This window comes from Agromyces sp. ISL-38 (assembly GCF_018613935.1).
Lineage (GTDB): Bacteria > Actinomycetota > Actinomycetes > Actinomycetales > Microbacteriaceae > Agromyces.
In genome coordinates this window covers 540,961-566,415 of sequence record NZ_JAGGPF010000001.1, presented here as the reverse complement: position 1 = coordinate 566,415, position 25,455 = coordinate 540,961, and the positions used below count along the sequence as shown (strand labels likewise).

Here is a 25,455-nt window from a genome sequence, read left to right as displayed (position 1 = left end):
CTAGCGCTCGACGCCGAGGAGTCGTTCGAGCAGTTCGAGCGAGGGGGCGGGATCGACGCCGGGGTCGAGCAGCCACTGCACCTGCAGGCCGTCGGATGCCGCGATCACGAGCGAGGCGACGGATGCCGCGTCGACGTCGGCCCGCATCCGGCCGGCAGCCTGCTCCTCCTCGACCTGCGCGACGAGCCGGGCGCGGACGGCGGCGAAGCGCGACGTCGCGAACTCGCGCGCATCGTCGTGCCCGCGCTCGAGCGCCGAGGCGACGAGGGTCGTGTAGAGCTGCACGAGACCCGGAACGGCATGGTTGCGGCGCGCGGCGTTCGTCATCGAGCCGACCGCGGTCGTTCCCTCGGGGTTCCGGTCGTGGGTGTGCGAGCGCTCCTCGGCGGCGCGGTACACGGCGACGAGGAGCTGTTCGCGAGAGTCGAAGTAGTGGCGCAGCGCTGCGTGCGAGACCCCGATCGCCTCGCCGATCGCGCGCAGCGACGTGCCCTCGGCGCCGCGCTCGGCGAAGACCTCGATGGCGCGGTCGAGGATCTCCTGCCGTCGTTCGACGCCCTTCGCGTATGACCCCCGGCGGCGATCGTCGGGGTCGGCGCTGGGCGACTCCATGCCGCCATCGTATGCCGTGAAACAAAAACCTCCACGCGGAGGTTTTCGGTGCTAGGGTCGTTCGGGTGACCTCATCGACGAACTCACCAACGACCTCCATCCAGCTGTTCACCATTCGCGAGCACCTGGATCGCGACCCCGACGAGGCGCTCGGCCGCCTCGCCGACATCGGCTACACGACGGTGGAGCCCTACGACTTCGTGCGCCGCGCGGGCGAGCTCGCTGCCGCACTCGGCCGGCACGGGCTCACGGCGCCGACGGGCCACGCGTTCCTCGCCTCCCCGTCGTTCATCGCGCCCGACGGGAGCGGCACCTCGAACGCGACGCCCGGCCACGAGGAGGTCTTCGCTGCAGCGCGCGAACTCGGCATGTCGATCGTGATCGACCCCTACACCGACCCCGAGCGCTGGTCGACCCGTGAGCAGATCGAGGAGACCGCCGAGCGCCTGAACGCGGCCGCCGCCACGGCGGCCACGCACGGCTTGCGCGTCGGCTATCACAACCACGCGCACGAGCTCGACCGCGACATCGACGGCCGGCGCGGCCTCGAGATCCTCGCCGACGCGCTCGACCCCGAGGTCGCGCTCGAGGTCGACCTCTACTGGGCGGCCCGCGCCGGCGTCGACGTCGTGGCGCTCATCGGCCGCCTCGGCGACCGCGTTCGCGCCGTGCACGTCAAGGACGGCAGCCTCGACCCCGAGCTCGTCGCGGCCTACCCGCCAGCCGACCAGGTGCCGGCCGGCCAGGGCGCGGTGCCGCTTGCAGCCGCCCTCGACGCGGCATCCGCCCTCGAGTTCGCGGTCGTCGAGTACGACGCATTCGGCGGCGACCTGTACGACGGACTCGCGCAGAGCCGCGAATTCCTCGCGGCACGGAGTGCCCGCTGATGGGCGCGGGCAACGCCGTCGGTGTCGGCGTCATCGGCGCCGGCAACATCAGCGACACCTATCTCGAGCACCTCACGAGCTTCCCCGACCTCGAGGTGCACGTCGTCGGCGATCTCGACCTCGACCGCGCACGCACGCAGGCCGAGAAGCACGGAGTCCGCGCGTCAGGCGATGCCGTCGCCGTGCTCTCGCACCCCGACGTCGAGCTCGTCGTGAACCTCACGATCCCCGCCGTGCACGCCGAGGTCTCATCGGCCGCCGTGTCGGCGGGCAAGCACGTGTGGAGCGAGAAGCCCATCGGCATCGACCGGGCGAGCGCCGCGGCGCTACTCGACCAGGCCGCAGCGGCGGGCGTGCGCATCGGCGTCGCGCCCGACACCGTGCTCGGCCCCGGGCTGCAGTCGGCGAGGCGCGCCATCGCCCGCGGCGACATCGGCCGCCCGCTGTTCGCCCAGACGACGTTCCAGTGGCAGGGCCCCGAGCTGTTCCACCCGAACCCCGGCTTTCTCTACGCGCGCGGCGGCGGACCCCTCCTCGACATGGGCCCCTACTACGTGTCGGCGCTCGTTCACGTCTTCGGCCCCGTCGCCGAGGTCGCCGCGCTCGGGCAGCGCGGCACCGACATCCGCTCGGTGCAGGTCGGCCCGCTCGCCGGGGAGTCCTTCCCGGTCGAGGTGCCGTCGACCGTGCAGGTGCTGACCCGATTCGAACAGGGCGGTCAGGCCCAGAGCCTCTACAGCACCGACTCCCCGCTCCTGCGACACGGCGTCGTCGAGATCTCGGGCACGGAGGGAACGATCCTCATCCCCGACCCGAACACCTTCGGCGGCCGCATCGCCATCGTGCGCCCGCTCGCCTCGCTCGACGACGGCCCGGTGCAGGAGTGGATCGACATCGAGCAGGAGGGCGTCATGGTCGGTCGCGGCCTCGGCGCGCTCGATCTCGCCCGCGCGGTGCGCGACGGCCGCACACACCTCGCGAGCGGCGAGATCGGCTACCACGTGCTCGACACCCTGCTCGCCATCGAGGAGTCGGTGGAGCACGGCGGGTTCGTGTCCGTCGAAAGCACGGTCGACCTGGTCGGCATGATGCCAGCCGACTTCGATCCGTTCCGCCGCACGGTGTGAGCGGCGGCGCGCCGTCGTGCTCGTCTGCCCTGAACGGCCCGCGCAGGAAACCCGCGTTCTAGGCTGTCCCAACGCAACGAATCCGCATAGACTTCGAGGATGGACAACCTCGATCGCGCCATCCTCGACCTGTTGCGGCAGAACTCCCGGGCTGGCTACGGCGACATCGGGTCATCCGTGGGCCTCTCGGCATCGGCCGTGAAGCGCCGTGTCGACCGGCTCGTCGCCGACGGAGTCATCCGGTCGTTCACGATCCAGGTCGACCCCGCCGTCGACGGCATGAGCACCGAGGCCTACGTCGAGCTCTTCTGCCGTGGCACCGTCGCGCCCGATGAACTGCAGCGCATCCTCCAGGGCGTGCCCGAAGTCGTCTACGCTGGCACGGTCACGGGCAGCGCAGATGCGATCGTGCACATGCGCGCCCGCGACATCACCTCACTCGAAGACGCGCTCGAGCGCGTGCGAATCGCCCCCAACGTCGACCACACCCGCAGCGCGATCGTGCTCTCGAGACTCGTGAATCGCAACCGGGACTGACGATGACGGATGCCGCGAGCAGCACGCCGAACGAGTCGGCGCCGAGCGAGTCGGCGCCGAATGCCCTCGACGAAGAGGGTCGCAAGCACGGCCACTGGCAGGAGCACTTCGCCAACGGCCGGGTCTCGGCCGAGGGCACGTACGAGCATGGCGTGCAACAGGGCCCGTGGCGGTACTGGTATCGGAACGGCCAGCTGAAGGCCGCCGGCAATCGCCTCGACGACACCCTCGACGGCTATTGGCGCTGGTGGCGCGAAGACGGCGGCCCGCTGCAGGAGGGCGCATTCATCCGCAACGAGCAGCATGGTGCGTGGAAGCGCTGGCATGCGAGCGGCGAGCTGCTCGACGAAGGCGAGTACGACCAGGGCCGCAAGATCGGGCTGTGGCGCAGCTACCACCCCGACGGCAGCCTCAAGCAGGAGCGGTCGCATCAGCCGCGCTAGCGGTGGTGCTGGAGTGCCGATGTTCGAGGTCGATCCGAACAGTGCCGTGGCACCCTACGAGCAGATTCGCGTGCAGGTGATCGAGGCCGTGCGCAGCGGAGACCTGGTGCCGGGCAGCCGGATGCCCACGGTGCGCCGGCTCGCCGAAGAGCTCGGCCTCGCCGTGAACACCGTCGCCCGCGCCTACCGCGAGCTCGAACACGACGGCGTCATCGAGACGCGGGGCCGGAACGGCTCGTTCGTGTCGGCGACCGGCGATCCGACCCGGCAGCAGGCGCAGCTCGCGGCATCCGCCTACGCCGATCGCATCACGCAGCTCGGCTTCGACGCGCCCGAAGCGCTCGAGCTCGTGCGCGCCGCCCTCGGACTCGCCGCCGGCCGAGGCTGATCGCGACCCGGTGTCAGTCCTCGGGAATCGGCTGCTTGGGCAGCTTCCGCACCTTCGCGCGCCGACGTCGCCGCTCGGGGATCATCGAACGCATCTCCTCGAGCTTGCCGAAGCAGAGCAGCCGGTCTTCAGCCTGCAGCTCGACGCTGCGCCGCGGATTCGGGATGACGGTCGTGCCGCGGTGCAGCGTGAGCACGGTGATGTCGCGCTCCGAGAGTCCCGAGTCGCCGAGTGTGGTGCCGACCAGGTCGGCACCGCCGTGCACGACGAGCTCGGCGACGCCGTAGCCCGTCGAGACGGTGAGGCGCTGTCGCACGTCGATCTCGGGGAACGCGACCTGGTTCGCGATGTGGTCGACGATCGCGCCGGCGACGTCGAGCTTCGTCGCCGTCTCGATGCCCTCGAGTCCGGGCGAGGAGTTCACCTCCATCACGAGCGGGCCGTCGTCGCCCTCGAGCATGTCGACGCCGGCGACACGCAGACCCATGATCTGCGCCGAGCGAACCGCCGCCTGCTCGAACTCGGGTGTCAGCTCGACGGACTCCACCGTGCCACCACGATGCACGTTCGACCGGAACTCGTCGCCGCTCGCGCTGCGTCGCATCGCCGCGACGACACGATCGCCGACGACCAGGGCACGGATGTCGCGGCCGCGGCTCTCCTTGATGAACCGCTGGATCAGCACGTTCTGCTTCGTCGAGTGCAGCGTCTCGATGATCGCCTCGGCGACCTTGACCTCGGGCGCGAGGATGACGCCGATGCCCTGCGTTCCCTCGAGCAGCTTGATGACGACCGGCGCACCGCCCACCCGCTCGATCGCGGGTCGCACGTCGGCGCGGTTCCGCACGAAGGCCGTCGCCGGCATGCCGATGTTGTGCCGGGAGAGGATCTGGTTGGCGCGCAGCTTGTCACGCGAGTTCGTGATGCCGTTCGCCGTGTTCGGCGTGAAGACGTCCATCTGCTCGAACTGCCGCACCACGGCGGTGCCGAAGTAGGTGACCGAGTTGCCGATCCTCGGTAGCACCGCGTCGTAGTCGGACAGCGGCCGCCCGCGGTACTGCAGGTCGGGCTCGGGCCCCGACAGATCGATCGCGAAACGGAGCGTGTCGAGCACCCTCACCTGGTGACCGCGCTGCAGCGCGGCCGCTCGGAGTCGCTGCGTGGAGTACGCCTGCGGGGCGCGCGAGAGAATCGCCAGTTTCATCGGTAGTACCCCTGCGAAGATGGACGGGTGAAAGAGCCTCCCCATTCAAACACCATCGTGGGATGGCGCGAGTGGGTGAGTCTGCCGGAGGCGGGCGTGCCGTGGATCAAGGCCAAGCTCGACACCGGGGCGAGAACCTCGTCGCTGCACGCCTTCGACGTGGAGGAGGCGCAGCATGGCGACACGTCGATGGTCAGATTCGGCATCCACCCGTGGCAGGACACCGGCGACGACGCGGTCGTCGTCGAGCTGCCGATCCACGATCGCCGACAGGTGCGCAGCTCCTCGGGCCACACCGAGCAGCGCATCGTCGTGCTGATGGAGGTCGTGCTCCGACGCCGCACCATCACCGCCGAGGTGACGCTCACGAACCGCGACGAGATGGGCTTCCGCATGCTCATCGGCCGTGAGGCCCTGCGCCGGGGATTCATCGTCGACGCGGCGGGATCGTTCCTCGGCGGGCGCGCACCCCGACGCATCCGCCGTCGCAACCGCGGCCGCACCGTGCCGGTGGTCGAGTAGCCCCCTCGGTGGTCGAGTAGCGCCGCCCGGCTCGGTCAGATCACGCCCGCCGAGAGCGAGCTCGGGTTGCCGAAGCGGTGGTTCGTGATCGAGACGGCCTGCTCGCGCAGGAACGGAAGCAGCTCCACGCGGCCCGAGGGGGTCACCGGGTGCGCCCACATTGCGACATCGGGGCTTCCGTCGAGCGCCTCGGTGAGCGCCGAGGCGCCGCCGCCGACGAGCCGCACCCGTGTCGTGGTGATGCCGCCCTTCGTGGCGCGCGCGAGCCATCCGGCATCCTTCTCGCGAACGATGCGCACGTCACGCGCGGCGAGCACGTTACGCACGCCCTTCGGCAGGTCGATCGCCGTCGACACGGTGAGCGGCGCTTTCGCGAGCACGCCCGCGGCGATGACGCGGAGCCCCTCGGCGAGCGTCGCCTGCTCTCCGATGCGGATCGTGACGGGCAGGGGGCGGTAACGGAACAGGTTCCGTTCGACCTCGACGCCCGAGACATCCTTCACGACCCCGTACTCCTCCGCCCACGCGAGCTCGTCGGAGAGCGCCGAGCGGCGCAGCAGGTCGAATGCCTCGTAGGTGAGCGCGGGCTGCGATGCCTCGATGACCTCGGTGACGCGCTTCTCGAGTCCGCGCAGGTGCAGCGTGGTGCTTGCGGGGCCGTGCTCGGGCACCCACTCGCCGAGGCCGAACAGGTAGTTCGGGCCGCCCGCTTTCGCGCCGGCGCCGACCGACGAGCGCTTCCAGCCCCCGAACGGCTGGCGCTGCACGATCGCGCCGGTGGTGCCTCGGTTCACGTAGAGGTTGCCGGCCTCGACACGATCGAGCCAGGTGGCGAGCTCGGCGGGATCGAGCGAGTGCAGGCCCGCGGTGAGTCCGTAGTCGACGGCGTTCTGCATGCGGATCGCCTCATCGAGGTTCCTCGCGTGCATGACGCCGAGCACCGGTCCGAAGAACTCGGTGAGGTGGAAGTAGGAGCCGGCCGCGACGCCAGAGCGGATGCCGGGAGACCAGAGCTGCCCCGTCTCGTCGAGTTGCCTCGGCTCGACGAGCCACTCCTCGTCGATGCCGAGCTGCGTGAGCGCGTGCAGCAGCTTGCCGTTCGCGGGCTCGATGATCGGGCCCATCTGGCTCTGCGGGTGCTCAGGCCAGCCCACCTGCAGGGACATGGTCGCGTCGACGAGCTGCCGGCGGAACCGCTCGGACTTCGCGACCGACCCCACGAGGATCACGAGCGAGGCGGCCGAGCACTTCTGGCCCGCGTGCCCGAAGGCGCTCTTCACGACGTCGGCCGCGGCGAGGTCGAGGTCGGCCGACGGGGTGACGATGATCGCGTTCTTGCCGCTCGTCTCGGCGAGAAGCGGGAGGTCTTTACGGAACGAGCGGAACAGCTGCGCCGTCTCGTAGGCGCCCGTGAGGATGACCCGGTCGACCTCGGGCGCCGCGACGAGCTGCCGGCCGAGGTCGAGGTTCGCGAGGTCGACGAGGGCGAGCAGGTCGCGCGGCACACCGGCCTCCCAGAGCGCCTCGACCATGACGGCGCCCGAGCGCTGGGCGAGCTTCGCGGGCTTGATGATGACGCCCGAGCCCGCGGCGAGCGCGGCGAGCACACCGCCGGCCGGGATGGCGACCGGGAAGTTCCACGGCGGGGTCACGACGGTGAGCTTCGGCGGCACGAACGCGGCCCCCTGCACGTGGTCGAGCTCTCGGGCACGCTCGGCGTAGTAGTGCGCGAAGTCGATCGCCTCGCTCACCTCGGGGTCGGCCTCGGCGATGGTCTTGCCCGTCTCTGCCGCCATCACCTCGATGAGGCGGTCGCGGTTCGCAGCGAGCGCGAAGCCCGCGCGATGCAGGACGGCCGCGCGTTCGGCGCCGGGCAGCTCGCCCCACGCGGCACCGCGAGCGGCGACGCCGCGGATGATGGCGTCGAGGGTCTCGGCGTCGTCGACGCGGGCGGCGGCGACGGTGTCGATGCCGACCCGCGACTCGGGCACGCGGGCGAGGATGCGGCGACCCCAGTTGCGGTTCGCGTCGAGGGCCGGATCGGTGTCGGGTTCGTTGCGGAAGCCGGGAGTCGCACCCGGACCGGTGGGCCCGGACGCGGCCGACGGAGCAGCGGATGCGGCATCCGCCAGTTCGATGCCATCGGTGCCGTCGGAGCCCCGCACGAGCCTGAGCACGGTGCTCGTGAGCGACTCGTCTTCGTGTTCGGTGCCCGGTGCGGGAGCATCGGGAACGGCGATCGCCGTGGCGAGCGACTCCTCGCTCCACTCGGTGCGGCGGTTCTGGGTGCGGTTCGGCGTGGGCACGGCCGTCGTGGCGGCATCCGCTTCGAGCGCTTCGACCGAGCGGAGGTAGCGAGCCTGCTCACGTTCGAAGAGCCCCTGGTCGCCGGCGAGCTCGAACACTGCCGACATGAAGTTGTCGTCGCTCGCGTTCTCCTCGAGGCGGCGGATCAGGTAGGCGATCGCCACGTCGAACTCCGCGGGGTTCACGACGGGCGTGTAGAGCAGCAGGTTGCCGACGGTGCGGCGCACCGCTTCCGCCTGGCCGGTCGCCATGCCGAGGAGCATCTCGAACTCGACGCGGTCGTCGACGCCGCGGTTCTTCGCGGTGAGCCAGGCGTCGGCGACGTCGAAGAGGTTGTGGCCGGCGACGCCGAGCTTGACCGCGTGAGTGCGCTCGGGCGTCATCGCCCAGCGGAGCACCCGCTTGTAGTTCGCGTCGGAGTCCTGCTTGGTGCCGTACGTCGCGACGGGCCAGCCGTGGATGGCGGCGTCGACGTGCTCCATCGCGAGGTTCGCACCCTTCACGACACGCACCTTGATCGGTGCGCCGCCGGCAGCGCGCCGGGCCATCGCCCACGCGGTGAGGTCCTGCATCGCGCCGAGCGCGTCGGGCAGGTAGGTCTGCAGCACGATGCCCGCTTCGAGGCCCCGCAGCTGCGGCTTGTCGAGCAGCGCCTTGAACACCGCGATCGTGAGGTCGAGGTCGCGGTACTCCTCCATGTCGAGGTTGATGAACTTGGGCGTCGGGCTCTTCGCGGCGAGCTCGTAGAGGGGGGTGAGCTTCTCGACGACCTTCTCGACGGCTTCGTCGAACGACCACATCGAGAGCTGGCTCACGACGCTCGAGACCTTGATCGACACGTAGTCCACGTCGTCACGAGCGAGGAACTCGTAGGTACCGCGCAGGCGCCGAGCGGCCTCGTCTTCACCGAGCACGGCCTCGCCGAGGAGGTTGAGGTTCAAGCGGTTGCCGGTCTCGCGGAGGGAGGCGATCGCCGGGCCGAGCTTCTCGGGCGTCGCGTCGAGCACGAGGTGGCCGACCATGCCGCGCAGCACCCGGCGCGCGATCGGGATGACGATCCACGGGAAGGCGGGCGCGACGAAGCCGCCGAGCCGGATCGCGGCACGCAGGTACCAGGGCAGGAACCGCGGCGTGAGCTTCGCGACCTGCTCGAGGTTGCGGCCCGCGACGCCGAGGTCTTCGGGCCGCATGACGCCGTCGACGAAGCCGACCGTGAAGTCGAGGCCGCGCGGATCCTTCAGCACGCCGGCGAGGCGCTCGGCGGCCGGCTCGGCCGGATACTCGGCGCTCTCGGCGAGCCAGCGGCGTACGAGGGCGACGACGTGTTCGGTGCTCGGTCGTGCGTCCGTGGCGGCGTTCGACATGGTCACGAGAGTAGTGTCCTTTGCTTCAGGCGCGCCGGGGGCCGCGCGCCGCTTGGGATAAGTCTGCGCTGCGGCATCCGTTCGGTACAGCGAATGAATCTGAAGGATACTGTTCAGAAGAACCGATTGGTCGAGGATGCCGGGAGGCCATCATGCTCGATGTGCGCCGCTTGCGCCTGCTCGTCGAACTCAGTCAGCGCGGCACCCTCGCGGCGGTCGCCGAGGCACTCTCGTACAGCCCGTCCTCGGTGTCGCAGCAACTCAGCCAGCTCGAGCGCGAGGCGGGGGTCCCGCTGCTCGTGCAGGTCGGCCGGCGCGTGCAGCTGACCCCGCAAGCCGAGTTGCTCGTCACTCATGCGCGCGCCGTGCTCGATCGGCTCGAGGAGGCGGAGTCGGATGTCGCGCGCTCGCTCACCGCCGTCGGCGGCACGGTGCGCATCGCCGTGTTCCAGTCGGCGGCGCACGCCGTGGTGCCGCATGCGCTCACCCTGCTGCGCCGTGAGCATCCCGCCCTCCGCGTGGAGGTGACCGAGCGCGAACCCGAGGCGGGACTCTTCGACGTCTCAGCGCGCGACTTCGACCTCGTGATCGCCGAGCAATACCCAGGGCACACCCGTCCGCACCGCGACGACCTCGACCGCGTGCACCTCGCCGCCGACGTGATCCGGCTGGCGCTGCCGCCCGACCCGGGTGCGCCGGCCCCTTCTGGTGGTCGAGTAGCGCCGCCGGAGGCGACCCCTTCTGGTGGTCGAGTAGCGCCGCCGGAGGCGACGCGCATCGAGACCACCCCCGACCCCCGCAACGCCCTGCCAGCGGCATCCGGCCTCCCCTGGGTGCTCGAGCCCGCCGGCACGGCTTCCCGGCAATGGGCCGAGCAGCTCTGCCGCGACGCGGGCTTCGAGCCCGACGTGCGTTTCGAGACGGCCGACCTCATGGCGCACATCCGCCTCATCCGCTCGGGCAACGCGGCGGGACTGCTGCCCGACCTCGTGTGGGCGGGCGAGGTGCCGAGCGTGACCCTCCTCGACCTTCCGGGCGAGCCGCAGCGCGAGGTCTTCACGTCGACCCGTCACGCCGCCGCCGCGCGCCCGGCCGTCGTGGCCTGCCGCGACGCTCTCGCTCGCGCCGCCCGGGCTACCGCCACCCCCGCGGGCCACTGAGGGCCACGCACAGTCGGTGACTCGGGACTTCGCGCTCCTGCACGTCCACGCCTCGCCTCACCGCGGGCGCGGATGAGGCACAATCGCGACTTCGTCGGCGCGGCAGCAGTTTCATGGCGGCGTGTCGGCCGATTCTGCCTCATCCGCTCGAGTGCGCCGCAGCTCGATCACCATATTCGGCAGATCGGGCTCCCGGATCGGCGCGTTCTCGGAGCGAGTAGCCGCCGCGAACCACGCTCCCGGCGCCCCTGAGCGATCCTCGGAATAGACTGTGGCAATGGCACGAACGCCTCGTTCCACGACACGAGTCGGCGCGATCATCGTCGCAGTGGTCGCCGTCCTGACGCTCACCGGTTGCCCGTCGAATGGCGGCGGCACCGGCGGCGGCGGATACGGACTGGGCCCCGATGTGTCCGTCGTCGTGGATGCTCCGGCCGGCGCGGCAGGCACCTAGGACGACGCCGACATGTGGCTCCGGGCTCGCGACGGCGGGCACCGGCCGCTGACCGCGCTGCGGCGTTACGCTGACGGCATGGCACGGATGCTGCGATCCTCGTCTCTCACCGGCGCACTGCTCGTCGCCGCGGCGCTCGCACTCGCGGGTTGCGCGACGAACGCGGGCCCCGGCGCGGCGCCCGACCCGGTCGGCACCTGGGGCGACACGTCGGCAAGCACCGAGCCTTCGCTCGTGCTCGCCGCCGACGGCACACTCACCGGCACCGACGGCTGCAACCGCCTCGCCGGCGGCTGGAGCATGGACGGCACCACCATCACGTTCGAGCAGGTCGCGACGACACGCATGTTCTGCGAAGGCGTCGACACCTGGCTCTCGGGGCTCGCCACGGCGACGATCATCGACGAGACGATGACCGTGCTCGACGCATCCGGTGCCGAGCTCGGCACGCTCATTCGGAGCGAGTAGACGCCGCGAAACGCTTGCGGGTCGAGGTCACCGAGCGCGAGCCCGAGCTCGCCTTCTTCGATGTCGCGGCGCGCGACTTCGGTCTGGGTGGGCGAGGTGCCGAGCGTCGCGCTCGTCGACCTGCCGGGGCTTCCGCAACGCGAGTTGTTCAGCTCCACCCGGCTCGCGGCGGCGACGCGGCCGGCCGTGGTCGCGTGCCGCGATGCCCTGGCGCGCGCCGCCCGCGTAAGCGCGGCCCCGGGTGCAGGTGAGTGATCCTCGGATTATTCGCTGGCCGGCGAGCACGTCGACCGGTGGCTGATCCATCGAGCTACTGCGACGCTCCTCGGCGACTCGGTGGTCTTCTCTGACGAGTAAGGCGCCGAAATCGTTGCATTGCCGCGAAAAAGATGACCGCTTACGCTCAGCAGCATGGCACGAACCGCGGTGGGTTCGGCGTTGGCTGGCACGCTGGTCCTCGCCACTGTGACCTTGCTCGCAGGCTGTGCGGGCGCAGCAGTAGGCGGCTCATCGGCCATCACGCCGACGGCCGGAGCATTCGACACCGCCCGCGCTTCCGACGCCGTCGGAGCATGGGGCAATCCCACCGGGATGACCACCGGGTGGGTGATCGAGCCATCGCTCAACCTCGCGGCCGATGGCACCCTCACGGGATCCGACAGCTGCAACAGGCTCTACGGGTCGTGGAGCGACGACGACGGCACGATCAGGTTCGATGACGTCGTATCCCCAGGGATGGTGTGCAGCCCCGAGTCCCCCGAGTCCTTCGACACCTGGCTTTCCGGTCTTGCGTCAGGCACCGTCTACGGCGACGTGCTGACGATCCTCGACGCCGGCGGCACCGAGATCGGCACGCTCGATCGAGCGAGCGACATCGATCCGGCCACGGTCCCCTCGCGCGATGCCGAAGCGTTCTTCGGCACCTGGGGCACGGCCGACACAGAAGGCGAGCCCTCGATCGTGATCGCCGCCGAGGGCACGTACGACGGCAGCGACGGCTGCAACTTCTTCGACGGTCTCTGGTGGATCGAAGGCGACACGCTCGTCTTCGGATTCCACTCGTCGACCGACAGGGGATGCCTCCCCGACATCGACGACTGGCTGAATCAGCACGCCAGCGCCACCGTCGACGGCGACACCATCACCTTCTTCGACAGGTCGGGTTCCGAGCTCGGCACGCTCACTCGGAGCGAGTAGCGGCCGCGAACCGCTCCGCCTGCACCGCGAGGAACTCGAGCACCTCGGGCGGTCCCTCGACGCGGTAGCGCACGCCGCGGGGCATCCACATGAGCCCCATCAGGAGGTTCTCGACCGAGTCGGCCTCGAGCGGCCACACGCTCTGGGTCGCGCCGTGCGCCGTCACGTCGCGCCCATACCATCCGAGGTAGTCGGCGAACTCAGGGTGCGGCAGGTCGACGATGACCGTGGCCTTCACACTCCGCTCGCGCCAGCGCAGCGCGGCCTCGACGCGATCCCGCGCTGCGTCGTCGGTCAGGGGGCGCGGCTCGAAGTGCACGCGCGTCGGGAACACCTCGCGCACCCGGTCGAGCCGGAACGTGCGCCAGTCGTCGCGCTCTCGGTCCCACGCGAGGAGGTACCAGCGGCGCGCCACGGGCACGAGCCGGTACGGCTCGACGACGCGCGACGACTCCTCGCCCGCGGCATCCGTGTACCTGAAGCGCAGCCGCTCGGAGTCGCGGCAGCCGAGCGCGAGCAGCCCGAGCAGCTCGGCGTCGATCTCGGGAACAGGGCGGCCGGATGCTCCCCGCCCGCCGGCCCCGACCGTCGCGTGCGATTGCAGCGCATCGATGCGGCGGCGCAGCGCGGGCGGCAGCACCTGCTCGATCTTGGCGAGCGCGCTGAGCGTGGTGTGCTCGGCGCCGCGGAGCCCGGCCGTCGCCTGGGAGCGCAATCCCACCGCGATCGCCACGCCCTCGTCGTCGGTGAGGAGCAGCGGCGGCATGCCCGTGCCGGCTTCGAGCCGGTATCCCCCGGCACTGCCGCGCGCCGACTCGATGCCGTAACCGAGCTCGCGCAGCCGCTCGACGTCGCGGCGCAGGGTGCGATCCGAGACGCCGAGCCGGTCGACGAGCTCGCGCGCCGACCAGTGCCGGTGGCTCTGGAGCAGGGAGAGGAGTTCGAGGGCTCTCGAGGTGGTTGCGGCCATGTCCTCATTCTCTTCGCAATAAGGACAGAAAGTGTCCGGATGCCTCGAAAGACTGTCGATATGACGAACCAGATGATCACCGCTCGAGGCCTCACGAAGACGTTCCGCTCCAAGGGGCAGACCGTCGAGGCCGTCCGTTCCGTCGACCTCGATGTGGTCGACGGCGAGCTCGTCGCCTTCCTCGGCCCGAACGGCGCCGGCAAGTCGACGACGCTCCGCATGCTCACGACCCTGCTGCCGCCCACCGAGGGTGAAGCGACGGTCGCGGGCTGCGACATCCGCCGCGACCCTGCCGGTGTTCGCCGCCGCATCGGCTATGTCGGCCAGGGCAATTCCGGCGGGCACACCCAGCGGGTGCGCGACGAGCTGCACGCGCAGGGCTCCTTCTATGGAATGGGCCGCCGCGAGACCCGGCTGCGCGCAGCCGAGCTCATCGAGTCGCTCGAGCTCGGGCAGTCCGCGAACCGCACCGTGCAGTCGCTCTCGGGCGGCCAGAAGCGCCGGCTCGACATCGCGCTCGGCCTCATCCACCGGCCCGAGCTGCTCTTCCTCGACGAGCCCTCGACGGGCCTCGACCCGCACAGCCGTGCCAACCTCTGGGAGCACATCGTCGACCTGCGCCGCGAGACCGGCACGACGATCTTCCTCACCACGCACTACCTCGACGAGGCCGACCAGCTCGCCGAGCGGGTCATGGTGATGGACCACGGCGCGGTCATCGCCGACGACACGGCGTGGGCGCTCAAGGAGTCGCTCGCGGGCGACCGCATCACCCTCGAGTTCGAAGGGGCGACGGATGCCGCGGCAGCCGCATCCCGCATCGGCGGCGAGATCTCGGGCCGGGTCGTGACGGTCACGGCTCGCGGCGGGGACCGCGCGCTGCCCCGTTTCATCCGCGACCTCGGCGACGCTGGCCTCGAGGTCGTGGCGGCCACACACCGGCAGCCCACGCTCGACGACGTCTTCCTCGCGCTCACGGGGCGCAGCCTCCGCGACGAGGGGGCGCACGCCGCCGACGCGACACCCGAGCCCGTCGCCGTCTGACGCCGGCGCGACTCGACCACCGACACAACGAAGGAGCACCCCATGTCCACCACCACGTCTCTCGAGACATCCGCTCGCCCGACCGGTTTCGCGCGCGACACCGCGACCGTCTTCATGCGCGAGTCCCGTCCGCTCGTGCGCGACCCGTTCAGCGTCATCTTCAGCCTCGTTCAGCCGCTCGTCTTCCTCGGGCTCTTCGGGCCATTGCTCGTCGGCGCCGCGGGGGGCGACGTCGCGGGCACGCTGCCGTGGTTCGTGCCCGGCATCCTCGTGATGGTCGCACTGTTCGGCACGGCCTCGACCGGGGCGAACCTCCTCTTCGAGATGCAGACCGGCTCGCACGAGCGCACCCTCGTGGCGCCGCTCTCCCGCAGCGCGCTCCTCGTCGGCCGCGCGCTGAAGGAGGTGGTGCCGCTCACGATCCAGGGCACGATCGTCGTGCTCGTCGCTGTGCCGTTCGGCTTCAGCGTCGACACGCTCGGGCTCATCGCAGGCCTCGCAGTGCTCGCCGTGTTCGGCATCGGCTTCGGCGCGCTGAGTTACTCGCTCGCCCTCGCGTGCCGCAACCGCGACTGGATGTTCTGGATGGTGCACCAGACGCTGCTGTTCCCGTTGATGATCCTCTCGGGCATGCTGCTGCCGCTCGAAGACGGTCCCGACTGGATGCGGGTCGCCGCAGCCGTGAACCCGCTCAGCTACCTCGTCGGCGCCGAGCGCGCGCTGCTCGCCGGCGACGTCGGCGACCCCGCAGTGCTCGGCGGCATCCTCGCTGCGGTGGCGACGTGCGCGATCGGGGTGTTCGTGGGTGTGCGGTCCATGCGCCGCGCCAGCTGACGGCAAACCGTTCTCACAATTCAGGAAGGCCCCGGCGTGTCGACCGCGACACGCCGGGGTCTCGGCGTGGCACGCCGAAGGCGCTCCTGAATTGTGAAACAGAGGGCCAGGCGGATGCCGCATCCGCTCGTTACGCTCGTTGGATGCCCCACGACGTCGTGATCCTCGGCGGCGGCCACAACGGTCTCACCGCCGCCGCCTACCTCGCCAGCGCCGGCAAGCGCGTGCTCCTGCTCGAGCGCGACGACCATCTCGGTGGCGCGGCCGTCTCGGCCGAGGCGTTCGACGGCGTCGACGCGCGCCTCTCGCGCTACTCCTACCTCGTGAGCCTGCTGCCGCAGCGCATCGTCGACGATCTCGCGCTCGACGTGCGGCTCGTGCGCCGGCGCTACTCGTCGTACACGCCGGATCCGGCCGACCCGGCACGCGGGCTGCTGATCGACCGGGAGGCCGACGCCGACGCCGCGGCATCCGCGTTCGACCGGATCGGCGCCGCAACCGACGCGACGGCGTGGAACGAGTTCTCCAACGACACCGCGCGCCTCGCCGAGCGCCTCTTCCCCACGCTCACGGAACCGCTGCCCACTCGCGCCGAGGCGCGCGCGCTCGTCGGCGACGACGGCGTGTGGGGCGAGTTCATCGAGCGTCCGCTCGGCGAGACGATCGACGCGCGATTCGAGAGCGACCTCGTGCGCGGCGTCGTCGCGACCGACGGCCTCATCGGCACGTTCACGAGCCTCGACGACCCCGCGCTCGACGCCAACCGGTGCTTCCTCTACCACGTGATCGGCGGCGGCACCGGCGATTGGGACGTGCCCGTCGGCGGCATGGGCGCCGTCAGCGGCGAGCTCGCCCGGGCCGCCCGGGGGGCCGGCGCCGAACTCGTGACGGGCGCCGACGTGCTCGCCGTCGACTCCGACGGTCTGGTGCGGTATCGCCGCGATGGCGCCGAGCATGAGGCGACGGCGGGCACCGTGCTCTCGAACTTCGCACCGGCCGTGCTCGACCGGCTGCTCGCGGCCGGGGCAGCGGATGCCGCGACCCGCGCGGCGCGCGAGGCATCCGACACGATCGCGCCCCGCGACCAGGCTCCGTTCACGCCCGACACGAAGCTCGACGTTCCACCCGTCGTCCGCGAGCGGATTCGGCTCGCCGCCGAGCCTGAGGGCGCGCAGGTCAAGGTGAACCTGCTGCTCACCCGCCTGCCGCGCCTGCGCGACACGAGCGTCGCTCCTGAGGTCGCGTTCGCGGGCACGTTTCACATCAACGAGCTCGAGTCGCAGCTCGACGCCGCCCACGCGACGGCTGCGCGCGGTGCGATCCCGTCGCCGCTGCCGTGCGAGATCTACTGCCACACGCTGAGCGACCCGTCGATCCTTTCGCCCGAGCTCGCGGCCTCGGGCGCGCACACCCTCACGGTGTTCGGGCTGCACGTGCCGCATCGCCTGCTCGAGCGCTTCAGCAACGACGAGCTGCGGTCGCAGTTGCAGGCGGCTGTGCTCGCCTCGCTGAACTCCGTGCTCGCCGAACCCATCGAAGACGTGATCGCGACGGATGCCGCCGGCCGCCCCTGCATCGAGACGAAGACCACCCTCGACCTCGAGGAGTCGCTGCGCATGCCGGGCGGCAATATCTTCCACGGCCCGCTCTCCTGGCCCTGGGCAGAAGACGGCGCGCCGCTCGACACGCCGGCCGAGCGCTGGGGCGTGGCGACGCGGCATCCGCGGATCCTCGTCTGCGGCGCGGGCGCCGTGCGCGGCGGCGCGGTGAGCGGCATCGGCGGGCACAATGCCTCGATGGCCGTGCTCGAGGGCGACGTCGGCTGAGCCGGGCCTCAGCCGAGCACGACCCACCCGATGCCCACGGCGAGCGCGACGACGCCGAGCACGATGCTCACGAGGGGCGACTCCTTGCGCTTCACGTGCAGCGCCGAGGCGGCGCCCATCGTGAGCACGAGCGCGAAGGCGGCCACGGGCGTGAGCCACGGCAGGATGCCGGTCGCGGCGGGCAGCACGAGGCCGAGCGCTCCGAGGAACTCGAGGATGCCGACGACGCGCCCCTGGCCGTTGCTGAGGTCCTCCATGTACGGCATGTTCGGAATGAGCTTCTCGCGGGGCGTCAGCGTCTTCATCGTGCCGGAGGCGAGGAAGGCGATGGCGAGCAGGGCGGTGACGATCCACAGTGCGATGATCATGTGATTCCCCAAGGGTCGGTTACGATGAGTGCGTGACGCACGATCGGTGACTATAACCGACGAGTCCCCGGCACTTCATCGTGCGTCACGCACCTTGAGGTGCGTAATTGAGAGAGCGAGACGATGACCACGACGGATGCCGCAGCACCACGATTCGCCGATCACCCCCTGGCGTCGGCGTCGACGTGCAGCACCGACGAGCCGGCGAGCGGCGTGATCCGCGACGTGCTCTCGCGCGTCGGAGACAAGTGGAGCCTGCTCGTGGTCGGCCTGCTCGACGACCGCGCACTGCGGTTCACGGAGCTGCAGCGCAAGATCGACGGCATCTCGCACCGCATGCTCACGCAGACGCTCCGCAATCTCGAGCGAGACGGGCTCGTCTCCCGCACGGCGTATCCCGAGATCCCGCCGCGCGTCGAGTACGCGGCGACCGACCTCGGCCGCTCGCTCGCCGCACCCGTGCTCGGCCTCGTCGGCTGGGCCGCCGCGAACCACGAGGCGATCACGGCCGCGCGCGACACGTACGACGACGCGGCATCCGACGCCTGATCGACGACGCCGACCGACCGCCGGCGAGCCGCCGCCTGCCAGCGCGTCGCACGCACCCCTCAGCGCTTGGGCTTCGCCGCCTTCTGCGCCTTCGGCGGCAGCATCGCCACGTCGTCGAACGCACGCTCCACCCACTCCGCGAGGCGCTCGCGATCCCACGCTTCGGGCACGGAGACGTAGCCGCCCATGGGGCGCCCCTCCGGACCGAAGGGACCTGCGCCCTCTGTCGCCTCCAGCTCCGCGCGTGCTGCCTCGTCGAGCACCTTCACGCCGATGCGGTCGCCGAACAGACCCGCGAACATGTTGCCGTTCACGAACGCACCGAGGTTGCCGAACATGGGCTTCACGACGACCCGCGGGTCGTCGGGCATCGACGACGTGAACAGTGCCTTGGCGGCATCCGATGGCTTCGGTATTTGCATTTCCCCCGCCTCGCTCGGATCGGATCAGGAGCTGCGACACGCCCTCCCGGAACCCATGGCGCCACTCTAGTGAGGCCGACGGCTCGCGTGAAGCTCTAGTGAAAGGAGGCCGACCGCATTAGCCTGAGAGCACGACGAGCGGGGGTCGAAGATGATCGCGAAGCCGACCGGACACTATGCGTTGAAGCCTGACGGCTTGTACCTGCAGTTCGACCGCTTGTTCCATGCGCCGATCGTCGACGTCTGGTTCAGCCTCACGAATCCCACCGCGATGCAGTCGTGGATCGGCACCTACACCGGAAGCCCCGCCACGGGTGGCGTGCGCTTCATCATGTCGGCCGAGCCAGACGCCCAGTGGCAGAACGTGAGCATCCTCGAGTGCGCGCCGCCGTATCGCTTCCTCGCCGACGCCGATACCGGCGACAACGCGTGGCGCGTCTTCTGCCACCTCGTCGAGGGCGGCGGTATGACGACGCTCACGCTCGGCCAGCGCCTGAACAGCGCAGCGGATGCCCCGAGCATCGGCCCTGGCTGGGACTACTACCTCGACCGTCTGAGCGCGGCCCGCTCGGGCATGGCTCTGCCCGAATGGGACCATTACTTTCCGGCGTTCTCCGAGCACTACCGCGGCCTCAACGTGCCCGATGCGGCGCGGCGCTGATCCCGATTCAGTCGGTCGGCTTCCCCAGGCCGTACACCGCTCGGCTCAGTGCGTTCTCAGTGCGTTCTCAGTGCGCTCTCAGTGCGCTCAGTGCCAGACCGACGGCGCCTCGGCGCGCGTCGCGGGCAGCGCGACATCCGTGCCCCATCGTTCGATCCACTCGGGCAGTTCGTCGCTCATGGGCGGCGTGCCGAACGCTTCGACGAGTTCGGGCACAGGGACCGTGCCGCCCTCCTTGCGCAGGAACCGCGCGCGGATGAACCCCTGCGCATAGATCTCGGGCTTCCCATCGTGGCCGTGGCGCACGAACCGCTGCTCGCAGTAGACCGCCTTGTCGTCGAAGCCGAGGATGCGCGACTCGATGGTGAACCGCTGCCACAGGCTCAGCGACTTGCGGAACGTGATCGTCTCGCTCACGACCACCGGATACCAGTTCTTGGCCCGCATGATGCCGAAGACGCCGCTGCGCACGAGCATGTCGAAGCGCGCGACATCCATGATCGAGAAGTACACGCCGTTGTTCATGTGGCGGTTGATGTCGAGGTCGGTCGGCAGCGTGATGAAGTTCGTGCGCGCGACCTCGTAATGGTCGAGGTCGGGCTTGCGGCGCGAGAGGAACAGCACGTGGAGCAGCGTGCGGAAGAACATGTGCATAGTCCACGACTGTATGCCCGATTCGTGGTCGATGATTCATCATTGGCAGGTCGCCACAGTCGGCGAGCGGATGCCGCCACGCGGCGTTGTGCGCAACCGCTACCGTGGTCTCGTGCTCACCGTGATCGCGATGACCGGCCGACTGCTGCTGGCGCACTGGCCGGCGCTGCTCGCGTGGTTCCTCGGGGGCATCCTCGTGCGGTACCTCGTGATCGAGCTGGCCGGATTCGTGGGCGCGTTCTCGGCCCTCGGCGGCCAGTTGCTCCTGCCCCTGGCCATCCTCGCCCGCCTCGTCAGCTTCGTGGCGATGTTCCTCGTGCTGCGCGACGGGATGACCCGGCTCGGCACCATCGCGCCACTTCCCGGCGATGCGGTGGCACGACGGCGCGCCTTCGTCGACGCCGTGCTCGGCGGCATCCTGCCCTTCTTCGCCTTCTACGCAGCCTGGGGCTACCTTCGCGACGACTGGTTCGCCTACCTCGCCCGTGGGCTCGAAGTGCAGCAGGGGGTCAACGCGGCTGCAATCTTCGCGGGTGAGACCGTCTCCACCGAAGGCACCATCGACCAGCTCATGTTCGAGCCGGCCACCATCGCGCTCATCGTGGTTGCCTTCGCCGGCCGATGGGCGTGGAACCGGTACCGCTCTCGGCTGCCGAAGTGGTCGGCGATCGGAGCGGTCTACCTCGAGGCGGTCTGGGTCTTCCTCACCGTGATCCTCATCTCGGAGGCGCTCGGCCGGGTGTCGGCGTGGGTGGCGTCGCGGCAGGCGATGGTCTGGCTCGCCGATGTCCGAGCCTGGGTCACAAGCCGGGTCGAACCCGTGGCATGGCTCTGGGAGGCGGTCGAGTGGCTGCTGGGCGAGGCCGGCGGCATCATCCTGCTGCCGCTCGCCTGGCTCACCATCGCTGGGGTCATCTACGGGCAGGCGGTCGCGCCACAGGCGCCACGCCTCGGCGGTGTGCTCGTCGATCGAGCCCGCCGCCGGTTCTCGAGCCTGCCCGAAGCGGTGCGACGACGGCTCGGCGACGTGTGGTGGGATTTCGCCGCGCGATTCCGCCCCATCGGCCGAGCCGTGGTGCTGATGTGGCGCGCCGGGCCGGTGCTGGTCGGCGGGTACGTCCTCTTGTACACGATCGTGCTCGGGTTCGAGCAGATGCTGCGCATCTGGGTCACGCGCCTCGTCGGCCCGCAGGACCTCTACACCTTCTGGGCAGTCGCCGACGCGGTGGTCCTGCTCCTCGTGCCGCTCATCGTCGAGCCGCTGCGCGTGAGTCTCGTTGCCAGTGCTTACGACGCGACCCTCGCGCGACTCGTTCCAGCCTCCGCATCCGAGTCGTCACGGCTCGACGAGCAGTCGGGCGAATCTGGGAAGCGCCTCTGGCGAGATGAGCTCGACAGCGAGCGGCCCGGTGGCGTCGAGCGGGACGAGGAACGCGACGGTGATCGTGAAGGGGTCCGTCCCGGTCAGGGCGCATGAGCCGAGCTCGTCGGGCTCCGGCGACCACCCGATCTCGAAGGTGGCATGCTGCCATTCGCGTTGGGCTCCTGTGGTCTCCCGCAGGGTTGGTGGCAGGCAGGTCACGGCATCCGTACCCGGATCGACCGGCACGGCGACCATGACGACCCGCGAACCGGCGGGAGCCTCGAGCACTGCACCTGGATCCATGACCTCGATCTCGGCGGGTCCCCAGACGGCGCCCTCGAACTCGACAGAGGCCCCCGGCGGTGCGACGACCGCCTGCGTCGGCTGCCCAGAGAAGTATTCGTTCCATTCATTCCAGGCGATCACGCCGAACGTCGCCGGGAGCAACACCGCGACCCCCACGAGCGGGAGCGCGTTGCGCCGCCACCACCCGCGCCGGTTCATGACTGCATCGACCGTCACCGCGCCCACCCGCTCGACATGAGTTCAGCCTCCTCGACGCGATCGAGGCTGCTCGGTTCGAGGTGCAGTTCGATAAGGGAGTCGAGCCTCGGATCTGCGCTCAGGCCCAGACTCAGCACGGCGAGGTCATCGCCGAACACCTCCTCGGGCAATTCGAACGCGATGCTTCCCGATCGCGGCACGCCGACCGCGAGTGCCGAGCGGAACAGTGAGTCGGGCGGCCGCTCGCTCGCTCGAAACGTTCGGCCGTCGACCGAGAGGGTGGCGTGCGAGAGCTGTGCGCGGAGTTCGCTCTGCACCGCCGCAGCCTCGAGGTCGACGATGAGCCAGGGACCCTCCGCAACCCAGCCGTCGATCGTCGCCGCATCCGCAGCTCGAATTCCCGTGACGGTCACCGCCAGATTCCGCCCCTCGCCGCGGTCGCCGATCTCGACCGGCACGACGAACGATCGCTCGGCCTCTGCGTCCTCGGGAGTCACGAGGGCGATGCCCCATGCCGCGACCACGAGCGCCGTGCCGCCGAGCGCGGCGGCCCATCTCCTCATTCGCCGACCGCTCCAGGATCAGGCTCCGCGGCATCGCGGCCCGCTCCGACGTCCTCGATGTCGAGGGTCACTATCGCGGCGGGCACCGGATCGTCCCAGTACTGCCCGCTGATCACCGCAGTTCCGGTCATCAGCGTCTCGTCGTTCAGCACGACGCGCACGTCGTCGCCGCCAGCGTGGCGATCGGCGGGTACCACCCAGGCGAGCACGATCGTCGCGAGCACCCCCGGCTGCAACCACGGGTTCGCCGTCGTGTCGTCATAGCGGGAGATCCCCTGGGGTTCCACCTCAGGATGGTCGGCGAGCGCGACCGTCGACGACAGGCTGTAGCCGCGTGTCGTGGGCAAGGGCTCGTCCCAGCGGTTCTCGGCGTCGACGATCAGGGCGAGAACCCGCTCACCGGGTTCGACCGTCACACCGGCCAAGGGCAGCTCATCGATGAGGACCGCGCGTTTCACGGTGACCGCCAACTGGTCGTTGCGATGTTCCTCGCCGGCACTGAGCTCGGGCAGGCTCACGGCCTCCACCGTCTCGAGCCCGCCGAATGCGGCCGTCGCGGCCAGGAACACGCCGATGCCGATTCCTGCGACCCACTTCGTGGGCACTCGGTCGGCCGCTACGCGCACCCAGCGGAATCGCCGTTTCGGCACAGCCTGCTGCTCAGTCGGTTGCGGTTCCCCCACGGGGCAAGCATAGAGCCGCAGGTCAGCCGTTGCGCAGCACCTCCTAGCGCAAGTGGGTGGCACGCGCGCCCTGCTCGGCGCTCGATCGTGAACCGCTGCCAGAGGTCAGCGTGCTGGGCCGGTCGATCGTCAGGGCAGCGCGCCGGCGACCACGCGACCGCGGGAGACGACTGCGACGATGCCGGACGTGTCGAGCTCGCGGATGTCGCGCCACGGCCGGCCTCGCATGATCACGAAGTCCGCGGCGAACCCGTCGCGCACCCGGCCGAGGGAGTCCGCTCGTCTGGCCCGCGGTCATGCTCACCATGCCGTGCGCGAGCACGCGCGGTCCCTCGACGATGCCGGCGTCGCGCGCACGCGCGAGCCGTCGTAACCGGCTCCGCTGGTTACCGATCGACGTCGGCACGCACCCGATATCGCAAGTGCGTGGCGAGCGCGCCCTGCTCGACCCCGAGCGGATCGAGCTCGATGCGATGCGCGGCCGCATCGGGGAACAGCCTCGTGCCGCCGCCGAGCAGCACCGGCGCGAGATGGAGCCGCACCTCGTCGACGAGTCCGAGCGCGAGCGCCTGGCGAGCGACATCCGCACCGCCCATGATGCAGACGGATGCCGCGCTGGCCGCCGTGTCGGCCCGAGCCACCGCCTCGGCGACCCCGCCGGTCACGAACTCGTAGCGCGAGCCGCCGCGCTCGAACGGCTCGCGTTCACGCGACGTCACGACGAAGACCGGTCGACCCTCGAACACGGGGTCGTCGCCCCATGGCGCCTCGCCGACGTCGAACGTGCGACGTCCGATCACGAACGCGCCCGTCGTCTCGAACATGCGGGCGGCGACGCTGCGGTCGATCTCGTCGGGCGAGGCATCGGGTGCCCCCTCGGTGCCGCCGCCGCCGAAGCCGCCCGCGACGTTTCCGACGAGCCACTCGTGCACTCGCTCACCGTCCACGCCGAGGGGATCCTCGAGGCTCACTGCGGGTGCGGCGGTGAAGCCGTCGAGCGTCATCGTCATCTCGAGGAAGATGTACGACACCGCTCAGCCCTTCGCCGGGACGTGCCGTTCGTCGGGGCCGTTGTAGACGGAGAGCGGCCGGATGAGGGCGTTCGACGCGGCCTGCTCCATGATGTGCGCCGTCCACCCGGTGATGCGGCTCGCCACGAAGAGCGGCGTGAACGTCTCGGTGTCGAAGCCCATCAAGTGGTAAGCCGGGCCGGTCGGATAGTCGAGGTTCGGCTTGATGCCCTTGCGCTCGTCCATACCGGTCTCGAGCGCGGTATAGAGCTCGAGCAGGTCGGGTCGGTCGTAGTGCTCGACGAGGCGCTCGAGCGCATCGCGCATCGTGGGCACGCGCGAGTCGCCGTGCTTGTACACGCGATGGCCGAAGCCCATGATCTTGCGCTTCTCGGCGAGGGCGGCGTCGAGCCACGCGCCCGCGGCATCCGCGGTGCCGATCTCCTCGAAGGCATGCATGACGGCCTCGTTCGCCCCGCCGTGCAGCGCGCCCTTGAGCGCGCCGATCGCGCCGGTGACCGCGGAGTACAGGTCGGCGAGCGTCGACGTGATGACGCGGGCGGTGAACGTGGAGGCGTTGAAGGAATGCTCGGCGTAGAGGATCATCGACACGTCGAACGCGTTCACGACCGCGAGCTCGGGAGCTTCGCCGAACGCCTGCCACAGGAAGTTCGCCGAATAGCCGAGGTCGTCGCGCGGCTCCACGAACTCGAGCTCGTGACGACGGCGCTGGTCGTAGGTGACGATCGAGGGCAGCTTCGCGAACAGGCGGATCGCCTTGTCGAGGTTGGCCTCGCGCGAGTCGTCGGGCGTGTTCGGGTCGCTCGCGCCGATGACGCTCACGGCGGTGCGCACGACGTCCATCGGGTGCGCCGTGAGCGGCAGCTCGTCGACGATGCGCTTCACCTCGTGGTCGAGTCCGCGGTGCGAGCGTTCGAGCTCTTCGAACGCGGCGAGCTGCGCGTCATCGGGAAGCTCGCCGTACCAGAGCAGGTAGGCGACCTCTTCGAATGTGACGGATGCCGCGAGCTCCTGCACGGGGTAGCCCCGATAGAGCAACGAGTTCGTGTCGGAGTTCACCTTCGAGACGGCCGTGTAATCGACCGGCACCCCAGCCAGGCCCTTGTAGATGACGGGCGCTGCCCCCTGCTGATCGCTCATCGTGCTCCTCGCGTGACGACGCGGCCGCTGCGGCGCGACCGCTCCCCCAGCCTACGACCCCGGCGCACTCGCCCGCGCGCCCCGCTCGGCGGCGACGTGGGATCAGGCCGACCGCGCGAAGTCAGGAAGGACCTCGCGAATCGGCCCTGATTTCGGCGCTTCGACCTGATTTC

The 25,455-nt window shown here is 70.2% G+C and carries 29 protein-coding genes; 17 read left to right on the top strand and 12 right to left on the bottom strand.

Annotation, left to right across the window (positions count from 1 at the left end; genetic code table 11):
- A complete protein-coding gene (locus J7E25_RS02745; protein ID WP_214867679.1) occupies nt 1–612 on the bottom strand; it encodes a TetR/AcrR family transcriptional regulator in 612 nt (203 codons plus the stop codon).
- Between the two features lie 65 nt (nt 613–677).
- Here J7E25_RS02745 and J7E25_RS02740 point away from each other — a divergent pair, with 65 nt between their 5' ends.
- The 5 genes from J7E25_RS02740 (at nt 678) to J7E25_RS02720 (ending at nt 3,994) form a co-directional block, all read left to right on the top strand.
- Nucleotides 678–1,499 carry a sugar phosphate isomerase/epimerase gene (locus J7E25_RS02740; RefSeq protein ID WP_214867677.1) on the top strand — a complete coding sequence of 274 codons (822 nt, stop codon included), beginning with the start codon at nt 678–680 and terminating at the stop codon, nt 1,497–1,499.
- On the top strand, nt 1,499–2,626 hold the full coding sequence (locus J7E25_RS02735) for a Gfo/Idh/MocA family protein (protein ID WP_214867675.1): 1,128 nt from the start codon (nt 1,499–1,501) through the stop codon (nt 2,624–2,626). The genes J7E25_RS02740 and J7E25_RS02735 overlap by 1 nt, the downstream gene beginning before the upstream one ends.
- Before the next feature lie 99 nt (nt 2,627–2,725).
- The gene (locus J7E25_RS02730) at nt 2,726–3,163 is read left to right on the top strand and encodes an Lrp/AsnC family transcriptional regulator (protein WP_129518914.1); all 438 of its coding nucleotides are present in this window, start codon (nt 2,726–2,728) and stop codon (nt 3,161–3,163) included.
- A gap of 2 nt (nt 3,164–3,165) precedes the next feature.
- The gene (locus tag J7E25_RS02725) at nt 3,166–3,606 is read left to right on the top strand and encodes a toxin-antitoxin system YwqK family antitoxin (protein ID WP_214867673.1); all 441 of its coding nucleotides are present in this window, start codon (nt 3,166–3,168) and stop codon (nt 3,604–3,606) included.
- Between the two features lie 19 nt (nt 3,607–3,625).
- Nucleotides 3,626–3,994 carry a GntR family transcriptional regulator gene (locus J7E25_RS02720; RefSeq protein ID WP_214867671.1) on the top strand — a complete coding sequence of 123 codons (369 nt, stop codon included), beginning with the start codon at nt 3,626–3,628 and terminating at the stop codon, nt 3,992–3,994.
- A gap of 13 nt (nt 3,995–4,007) precedes the next feature.
- On the opposite strand, the gene J7E25_RS02715 is transcribed toward J7E25_RS02720, so the two are convergent.
- Nucleotides 4,008–5,198 (bottom strand): RimK family alpha-L-glutamate ligase, encoded by a 1,191-nt coding sequence (locus J7E25_RS02715; RefSeq protein ID WP_214867669.1) that lies wholly within the window; start codon nt 5,196–5,198, stop codon nt 4,008–4,010.
- Nucleotides 5,199–5,225: 27 nt separating this feature from the next.
- Here J7E25_RS02715 and J7E25_RS02710 point away from each other — a divergent pair, with 27 nt between their 5' ends.
- A complete protein-coding gene (locus J7E25_RS02710) occupies nt 5,226–5,720 on the top strand; it encodes a RimK/LysX family protein (protein WP_214867667.1) in 495 nt (164 codons plus the stop codon).
- A 35-nt stretch (nt 5,721–5,755) separates the two neighbouring features.
- On the opposite strand, the gene J7E25_RS02705 is transcribed toward J7E25_RS02710, so the two are convergent.
- The gene (locus tag J7E25_RS02705; protein WP_214867863.1) at nt 5,756–9,391 is read right to left on the bottom strand and encodes a bifunctional proline dehydrogenase/L-glutamate gamma-semialdehyde dehydrogenase; all 3,636 of its coding nucleotides are present in this window, start codon (nt 9,389–9,391) and stop codon (nt 5,756–5,758) included.
- Between the two features lie 152 nt (nt 9,392–9,543).
- Between J7E25_RS02705 and J7E25_RS02700 the strand changes: the two genes are divergently transcribed.
- The 5 genes from J7E25_RS02700 to J7E25_RS02680 all read left to right on the top strand — a co-directional run bounded on the left by J7E25_RS02700 (nt 9,544) and on the right by J7E25_RS02680 (nt 12,670).
- The gene (locus J7E25_RS02700; protein WP_214867665.1) at nt 9,544–10,551 is read left to right on the top strand and encodes a LysR family transcriptional regulator; all 1,008 of its coding nucleotides are present in this window, start codon (nt 9,544–9,546) and stop codon (nt 10,549–10,551) included.
- Nucleotides 10,552–10,828: 277 nt separating this feature from the next.
- Nucleotides 10,829–11,005 carry a hypothetical protein gene (locus J7E25_RS02695; protein ID WP_214867663.1) on the top strand — a complete coding sequence of 59 codons (177 nt, stop codon included), beginning with the start codon at nt 10,829–10,831 and terminating at the stop codon, nt 11,003–11,005.
- Between the two features lie 78 nt (nt 11,006–11,083).
- A complete protein-coding gene (locus J7E25_RS02690) occupies nt 11,084–11,473 on the top strand; it encodes an META domain-containing protein (RefSeq protein ID WP_251038707.1) in 390 nt (129 codons plus the stop codon).
- A gap of 60 nt (nt 11,474–11,533) precedes the next feature.
- A complete protein-coding gene (locus J7E25_RS02685) occupies nt 11,534–11,728 on the top strand; it encodes a hypothetical protein (protein ID WP_214867660.1) in 195 nt (64 codons plus the stop codon).
- A 156-nt stretch (nt 11,729–11,884) separates the two neighbouring features.
- On the top strand, nt 11,885–12,670 hold the full coding sequence (locus J7E25_RS02680; RefSeq protein ID WP_214867658.1) for an META domain-containing protein: 786 nt from the start codon (nt 11,885–11,887) through the stop codon (nt 12,668–12,670).
- Here J7E25_RS02680 and J7E25_RS02675 read toward each other — a convergent pair.
- Entirely contained in the window at nt 12,654–13,640 is a 987-nt protein-coding gene (locus J7E25_RS02675; protein WP_214867656.1) for a YafY family protein, read from the bottom strand. The genes J7E25_RS02680 and J7E25_RS02675 overlap by 17 nt on opposite strands.
- A gap of 60 nt (nt 13,641–13,700) precedes the next feature.
- Between J7E25_RS02675 and J7E25_RS02670 the strand changes: the two genes are divergently transcribed.
- The 3 genes from J7E25_RS02670 to J7E25_RS02660 all read left to right on the top strand — a co-directional run bounded on the left by J7E25_RS02670 (nt 13,701) and on the right by J7E25_RS02660 (nt 17,344).
- Complete coding sequence (locus J7E25_RS02670) at nt 13,701–14,684, top strand: ATP-binding cassette domain-containing protein (RefSeq protein WP_251038706.1); 984 nt, start codon at nt 13,701–13,703, stop codon at nt 14,682–14,684.
- A gap of 42 nt (nt 14,685–14,726) precedes the next feature.
- Complete coding sequence (locus J7E25_RS02665) at nt 14,727–15,518, top strand: ABC transporter permease (protein WP_214867654.1); 792 nt, start codon at nt 14,727–14,729, stop codon at nt 15,516–15,518.
- A gap of 143 nt (nt 15,519–15,661) precedes the next feature.
- Nucleotides 15,662–17,344, top strand: coding sequence for an NAD(P)/FAD-dependent oxidoreductase (locus J7E25_RS02660; RefSeq protein WP_214867652.1), 1,683 nt, complete (start codon nt 15,662–15,664; stop codon nt 17,342–17,344).
- Nucleotides 17,345–17,352: 8 nt separating this feature from the next.
- Here the strand turns inward: J7E25_RS02660 and J7E25_RS02655 are convergent, their stop codons facing one another.
- Nucleotides 17,353–17,712, bottom strand: a complete 360-nt coding sequence (locus tag J7E25_RS02655; protein ID WP_214867650.1) for a DoxX family protein — start codon at nt 17,710–17,712, stop codon at nt 17,353–17,355.
- 123 nt (nt 17,713–17,835) lie between these two features.
- Between J7E25_RS02655 and J7E25_RS02650 the strand changes: the two genes are divergently transcribed.
- The gene (locus tag J7E25_RS02650; protein WP_214867648.1) at nt 17,836–18,261 is read left to right on the top strand and encodes a helix-turn-helix domain-containing protein; all 426 of its coding nucleotides are present in this window, start codon (nt 17,836–17,838) and stop codon (nt 18,259–18,261) included.
- A gap of 59 nt (nt 18,262–18,320) precedes the next feature.
- On the opposite strand, the gene J7E25_RS02645 is transcribed toward J7E25_RS02650, so the two are convergent.
- On the bottom strand, nt 18,321–18,683 hold the full coding sequence (locus tag J7E25_RS02645) for a TfoX/Sxy family protein (protein WP_214867646.1): 363 nt from the start codon (nt 18,681–18,683) through the stop codon (nt 18,321–18,323).
- A gap of 151 nt (nt 18,684–18,834) precedes the next feature.
- Between J7E25_RS02645 and J7E25_RS02640 the strand changes: the two genes are divergently transcribed.
- The gene (locus J7E25_RS02640) at nt 18,835–19,344 is read left to right on the top strand and encodes an SRPBCC domain-containing protein (RefSeq protein WP_214867644.1); all 510 of its coding nucleotides are present in this window, start codon (nt 18,835–18,837) and stop codon (nt 19,342–19,344) included.
- Between the two features lie 87 nt (nt 19,345–19,431).
- Here J7E25_RS02640 and J7E25_RS02635 read toward each other — a convergent pair whose 3' ends face one another.
- A complete protein-coding gene (locus J7E25_RS02635) occupies nt 19,432–19,998 on the bottom strand; it encodes a thioesterase family protein (RefSeq protein WP_214867643.1) in 567 nt (188 codons plus the stop codon).
- Between the two features lie 112 nt (nt 19,999–20,110).
- Here J7E25_RS02635 and J7E25_RS02630 point away from each other — a divergent pair, with 112 nt between their 5' ends.
- Nucleotides 20,111–21,475 carry a hypothetical protein gene (locus J7E25_RS02630; protein WP_308164324.1) on the top strand — a complete coding sequence of 455 codons (1,365 nt, stop codon included), beginning with the start codon at nt 20,111–20,113 and terminating at the stop codon, nt 21,473–21,475.
- A gap of 404 nt (nt 21,476–21,879) precedes the next feature.
- Here J7E25_RS02630 and J7E25_RS02625 read toward each other — a convergent pair whose 3' ends face one another.
- The 5 genes from J7E25_RS02625 to J7E25_RS02610 form a co-directional block, all read right to left on the bottom strand.
- Nucleotides 21,880–22,428: a hypothetical protein gene (locus J7E25_RS02625; protein ID WP_214867641.1), complete on the bottom strand. Its 549-nt coding sequence runs from the start codon at nt 22,426–22,428 to the stop codon at nt 21,880–21,882.
- Nucleotides 22,425–23,111 (bottom strand): hypothetical protein, encoded by a 687-nt coding sequence (locus J7E25_RS02620; RefSeq protein ID WP_251038705.1) that lies wholly within the window; start codon nt 23,109–23,111, stop codon nt 22,425–22,427. Before J7E25_RS02620 ends, J7E25_RS02625 begins: the two co-directional genes overlap by 4 nt.
- Nucleotides 23,112–23,240: 129 nt before the next feature.
- Nucleotides 23,241–23,372, bottom strand: a complete 132-nt coding sequence (locus tag J7E25_RS18105) for a hypothetical protein (RefSeq protein ID WP_285289778.1) — start codon at nt 23,370–23,372, stop codon at nt 23,241–23,243.
- Between the two features lie 125 nt (nt 23,373–23,497).
- A complete protein-coding gene (locus J7E25_RS02615; protein ID WP_214867639.1) occupies nt 23,498–24,142 on the bottom strand; it encodes a dihydrofolate reductase family protein in 645 nt (214 codons plus the stop codon).
- 3 nt (nt 24,143–24,145) lie between these two features.
- Nucleotides 24,146–25,282 (bottom strand): bifunctional 2-methylcitrate synthase/citrate synthase, encoded by a 1,137-nt coding sequence (locus J7E25_RS02610; protein ID WP_214867637.1) that lies wholly within the window; start codon nt 25,280–25,282, stop codon nt 24,146–24,148.
- Nucleotides 25,283–25,455 lie beyond the last annotated feature (173 nt).